The organism is Helicobacter sp. 13S00482-2, assembly GCF_002272795.1.
Classification (GTDB): Bacteria; Campylobacterota; Campylobacteria; order Campylobacterales; family Helicobacteraceae; genus Helicobacter_J.
In genome coordinates, this window is record NZ_MLAT01000034.1 from 1 (window position 1) to 6,135 (window position 6,135).

3 protein-coding genes are annotated in these 6,135 nt (G+C 32.2%); all 3 read right to left on the reverse strand.

The window, feature by feature from the left end:
* Positions 1-236, reverse strand: a 236-nt coding sequence (locus BKH42_RS09795; protein ID WP_219349855.1) for a hypothetical protein, incomplete at its 3' end; no start/stop codon positions are given.
* 583 nt (positions 237-819) lie between these two features.
* Positions 820-1,149 (reverse strand): hypothetical protein, encoded by a 330-nt coding sequence (locus tag BKH42_RS09595; protein ID WP_180674036.1) that lies wholly within the window; start codon positions 1,147-1,149, stop codon positions 820-822.
* 320 nt (positions 1,150-1,469) lie between these two features.
* Positions 1,470-6,053, reverse strand: a complete 4,584-nt coding sequence (locus BKH42_RS08850) for a hemagglutinin repeat-containing protein (protein WP_219349856.1) — start codon at positions 6,051-6,053, stop codon at positions 1,470-1,472.
* Between the last annotated feature and the right edge of the window lie 82 nt (positions 6,054-6,135).

Genomic DNA, 6,135 nt, shown 5'->3' on the forward strand with positions numbered 1-6,135 from the left:
ATAATATAATATGATACAATATAATAGAACAGAGTGCCATAGAATAGAATAGAATAACCATCAATATAATAGCTTATTGTTTGTGCAATAGCAACAAATAAGCCAATAATAAAAATAATTATAAATACAATTTTATCTACTCTTGAGAATTGATTATGCATATAGAAAAAAATGAAATTGATGATAGGAATTGAAAGCAGTATCAATGTGATGCCAAAATCAATATATTCAAGCATCACTCTCCCCTCCTTTGTTTCATAACATCTTCTAGAATCTTCACTGTTTCAGGATTTTTGGGTTTATCATGTGGGTTTTCTTCTTTGATTTTGTTTCTGCGTTTGTTGATGAAGGCTCTAGCTCGAATGATGAGATTGATGGGAAATAGTAAATAATAAATTATGAGGGCTATTCCAGAGCAATTCTTAAATATGTCCCGAGAATCATGATCTAGGTCTGGAATCCAAATGAAACATAAAAAAAATAAAAAAGCACTCATATAAAATATTAGGCTTATCTCATTGAGATTTATATTTTTAAATCTATATTTTATTTTTAGATAAATATAATATAATATGACAATGTAAAAAAATATAACATAGAATAATATAATATTAATGTAATAATAATTATAATAATAATAATGTTTTATTATATCAGAAATAAAAATAGATAAGCAAAATATGAATATAAATATGAATATAAATACAAATATAAATATATCTACTTTTGAGAACTCATTATCCTTATAGAATAGAATTAAACTGATTACAGAAGGCAATAACAACAATAACAATAATAATGATCCAATATATTCAAGCATCACTCTCCCCTCCTTTGTTTTATAACATTTTCTAGAATTTTGACTGTTTCAGGGTTTTTGGGTTCATCATGTGGGTTTTCTTCTTTGATTTTGTTTCTACGTTTTTTGATGAAAGATCTAGCTCGAATGATTATGTTGATGAGAAATAGTAAATAATAAATACTTATCTGAGCTACAAAAACAATTAAAGTAACCGTAATTAAACTAGATAATGTATCTTGTTTAAATGTAGTAAAATGTGAGGCTATCTCATAAAGAAGTATCATAATAAACAAAGCAGGTATGAATAAACTATTATAGATAATAAGATTTATATCATTTAAGTTCATCTTTTTCTTATTCTTTATTTTTATATGAATAAAAAATGAAAAATATATAAATATATAAATAAATATATATATAAATAAATATATATATAAATATATAAATATATAAATAAATAAAGAATATATGATAATATGATAATATGATAATACCGTTATACCAATAAAGCTAGATAAATAGATAATAAAAATAATAATAAATATAATTTTATCTACTCTTGAGAATTTATTATCCAAATAAAATAGAATCAAGTTAATCATAGGAAATAGTAGGAGCGACAATATAGTAATTGGATTAGTAATTGAATTAATAATACAATCAAGCATCACTCTCCTCTCCTTTGTTTCATAACATCTTCTAGAATTTTGACTGTTTCAGGGTTTTTGACTTTGGAATGATTGTTTAGAAAATTCCCAAAATCTTTATCTATCTTTATATTCACAGCATTGGGTTCTCTTGCAAGTTGATTAGAATGATCAATAAAGCGAATACGAGGAATACGACTCTCACCAGAAGAAAAATCATATCCTCCAGCAAATCCCTGAATAAATTCATCCTTTGCATTATAAACATTATAAAACTCCTTCACATTAGGGCTCATCACATAATCTTTTCTATTGGGTGTGGCGATATTGACTATTATGGGGGTCTTGTATTTAGAATAATCATACAGATTGCTCATTTCTTTGACCACATTGCCTCCATGTGAGTGAGCAATGATATTGAGTTCTTCTCCTGGCTTATAATCATAAGGCTTTTGTATTTGTTTGAGAAGTTCTTTAGCTGCTCTAGTTCTAGCAGGTTTATTATTCTGTCCTGACCAGATAAAGTCTTCTTGATTGGGGTCATTGAATGTTTTGGCAATGGCTTGTTTGAAATCTTCCAGGAAGGCTTCTTTGGAAAACTTTTCAGAAGAACCCCAAGGGGGAAACTTCGTTCCATGAACAAATATGGTTCTCTCATCTCTGTATCCATAACCTAAAGCAGTATTTTGTTTGATCTGTGAGTTGAGGATGTTTCCTTCATAGAGGGCATCATCTTTGCTATCAAGTATGCTGGAATATTGCTTATTCCACTCTAGTGTGGAGAGAGGATTGTTATTGATATGATGATAGTTCTTGAGTTCCCAGATGTTTCCTGCACTATCTCCTCTGTTCTTTGCTCTTTGTTCATTACTATGATGAAGTGCTTTATTGGTGCTTTCATGAAAAAGAGTGTTGATGATTTCTTTTGAATTATTTAGATCATTGCTCAAGGTATTAAAACCAATGATGTTTGAATACTCATTGGTATGGTTATTATCTTCATAAGCATAGCCTTTGGTATTTATCTCATTATTGTATAAAGATACCTTTGCGTTAAATCCTCCTTCTTTAGATGCGATCTGAACGGTGTCTTGTAAGATACTTTGCATCTGCTCTGGATCTAAGCTAGTGAGTGCATTGAGATAGTTAGTGAGCTTAGGATTATCTTGAATTTGCTCTATAAGTGCATCATCTCTAGCATAATCTTTGAAGGCTTTGAACAAGGAGGTATCCTTATCATTGAGAGTGTTTTTGATGCTTTGTGAGATGATATTGTTTTTCAAAGCTTTTCCTATTTGAAGAACATTGCTAGGGAGTTCTTTGAATGTTTGAGCAATATTAAAGATACCCTGTTTATTAAACAAACGATGATCAAAGTTAGCAGAAATATCAAGATGATGCATGAGCTCATTATTTATAGCGCTCCTTGAAGCATTCACATCTTGATGCATAGAAATACTATTGGGTTTGTCTATAGAAGGGTTTATTAAAGCATCATCTTGAACTTGTATATCCCCTGGTGTTAAGATAGCATAAACGCTTTGATTAGAAATACTTTGATCATGATTGACATTGATGGTGCTATTCCCATTTATATCATCTTGTTTATGTGTTAAGCTGGTATTCAATCCTATGGAAACATCTTGGGATTGAGCGGAGTTATTAATATCTTTTAATACAAGATGCTTGGTTTTTAAAGAAAGATTTTTATTAGAAATAAAAGTGGTTTCATCATTGGTTTTAGAGATGAACTCCCCACTAGCTAAAATACCTCCTTGAATGAAGGTATTGTCTTTTACATTGACTTTAACACTAGCACTTCCTATCACAGAACTTTGAGTTTGAACCCAATCACTCTTTTCATAGCCTTTTTGTACTCCAAGACCTATAAAAGCTCCACCTCCATTTCCTCCCTTACCTGTATCAAAGCCCATTTGTGAAGAGAATCCTTTAGAAGTGCTAGAAGTACTGTCTTGAACTGAGATGAGATTGAAATCTTTTGTGTTGATAACAATATCTTTAGAAGAAGCATTGGCTCCTTGAAGACTCACGCTTTGATTTGAATTTAAAGAAATACTTCCATTTTGAGCTAAAAGGGTTGAAGCTAAAGCTTTGGTGCTAGAAAAAGAAGATTGTGCCTTCTCTCCTGCTATGCTCTCCCCCAATCCATTGTTTCCAAAAGAAGTGGTACTAGAGATGACCTCATGTGTGCTTTTATGTTGCATCTTATTGATTCCTGCAGAAATAGAAATATCCTTGGTTGCATTATAGCTGATGTTTCCATTTGTAGAATAAGCATTTGAACCTACTTGAGAAATAGAATCTCCTGCATGGATAGAAATATTTTTATGACTCAAGAGGTTTGAGCTCACCACAGAAGTGCTAGAAGTTTCATTCCAATCTTTAGAGCCCTTTAAAGTTGTATTGATGCTTGCATAAAAACCTGTTCCATAAGAACTAGAGGCTCCATTTGCAGCACTTGCTATTGAAGTACTCAGATTTAAAGCAGAATTAGCCACATTAATACCCATAAATGCTACATTGGCCTTAGCATCATCTAAGGCCTCTTTTGAGGCTTTGTGTTCTTTATAGAGCTGTTGTATTTCTTTGAGATTATCTTGAGCTTTAAGGAGTTTATCTTTGCTTTGATTTAAGGCAGTAGTGGCATTAATAGCATCTAAATAAGTATTCCCAACATGAACTAACACCTGCAATTCTCCCTCTATAGATGAATCAGTTTGCTTATCGCTATTGTCTGCATTCACGATGTTCACATTTCCTTTGGCATTTAAAGAGAGGTTTTCTCCAGAGGAGAGATTGGAGCCTTTGATGAAGATGTCTTTGTTATGGGAAATGATGGAAAGATTATTTCCAGAAATATCACTAGAGACCACCTTAGAAGATTGAATATTTTGGCTATGTTCTGTTGTGGAAAAACTCACTCCAAGATCAATCCCACTTCTATTGACATCAAATACAACACCTTTGAATCCTTGCGTTTTTAGAGTGTGAGTGCTAGAGTGAACATCATAGTCATTTTCTATGGAAACATTATTTTGCCCTTCAATGCTGAGATCTTTACTTGCAGTAATATCGCTACCCTTAATGAGAATATCACCAAAAGATTTCAGATTGAAATCCTTATTGGAATCAAAATGATTCTTTTTTAGTATTTCATTTGTGGCACCATCTTGAACTTCTTTTTGATACATCTTTCCTAAGATCGATTTTGATGAATGCTCAAAATGGCTGAAGCTCTCTTTAAGAGAAGTAATGATGGTGTTCTGACCTGAAGAGAGGTTGGTATCATCAACTGAAGTGCTATCCACTCCTAAAAGAGTGAGGTGATTTTTTGCAGAGATAGCAATGTGAGTGGCTTTGAATCTTGAGTGGGTATAGGTTTGAGAACTATCGCTATTTTGAGAATCTTTATTTAATATTGGGATGAATCCTAAAGCATTGTTAGCACTAGAAGTGGAATGTTCATCTAAAGAGATATTTTTAGCTCCAGATTCTAAATAATCATTCTTTACTTCTATGCTCAAGGTATCTTTAGCTTCATAAGAAGTTCCTGCAGAGATTAGGTTTTGAGCATTGATAGAGATATTGTTTGCTTTTAAAGCATTACCTAGAGCTGTATTTTTTAGATAATGGGTGCTAGTTTGAGTTTGTTTTTGCACAAATAAAAAATCTTCGTGGGCGAAAGAATGGGTTTGTTTTTGAATGTGTTTTTCTCCTGCATTAAATATCATATTGCCACCAGAGCTAAGCGAAAGATTATGTTGAGCACTCAAGCTTGAAGCACTCAGAGTGAGTGAATCTTGTGCGTGTAGTTTTATATTACTAGCTACAATAGAAGAACCAATGTCTTCATAGGATTTAAATGCCTCAGTATTAGAAAAATTTCCTCTAGCATAAACGTTATGAGCATTAGAAATCCTTTGAGTGGTGATATCAATATTATTTGATTTTATAGAGAGATTGTTTTTAGCATTGATAGTGCTAGCAGAAATAGCGATCTCCTCTTTGGCATCCAAAGAAATATTATCCGCTTTTAAGAGCGAGGCTGAAGAGATAAAAGAAGCAGAGGAATTAGAAGAGGGTAAGTGAAGAGAAAAAAGATGATTGACTAAGCTTGGTGCAGCAGTGGTGGGGTTATTTGTGTTCAGGCTACTTTTATCCACGATAGAAGAGATGGAAATAGCATTAGCTTTCACATTCAAATCTTTAGCTAGGATTTGAGCTCCTTTATTGCTTAGTGTCTGAGCTTTTATATTCACTTGTTCTCTAGCTTGTATCACTCCATTTTGATTGAGAATGAATTTAGACTCCATCTTGGTATTATTTGCTGTTATCTTAGAAGTATTTTTGATATGTTCTGAATGAATGTTTATATCTTTAGCATATATGCCTATGGTGGCTTTATGAGGAGAACTTTTAGAATTCTTTGATTTTTCAGAAGAACGAAGCGAATTTGATTTGCTAGAAGCTTTTACATTGTTCGCACTCCGTTCATCATTTGAAAGAATTGATGAAGTGGGATTCAATGAAGTTTTAGCGAGATTGATGAATTCTTGAATGTTCTTATGGTTAGCATCTATCATTCCTGTTATGTCTGCTAAAAGATGAGATGGAATGAAATCATTATGGAGAAATGATTGAAAAGAATGTTTGGAAATGAAGTGA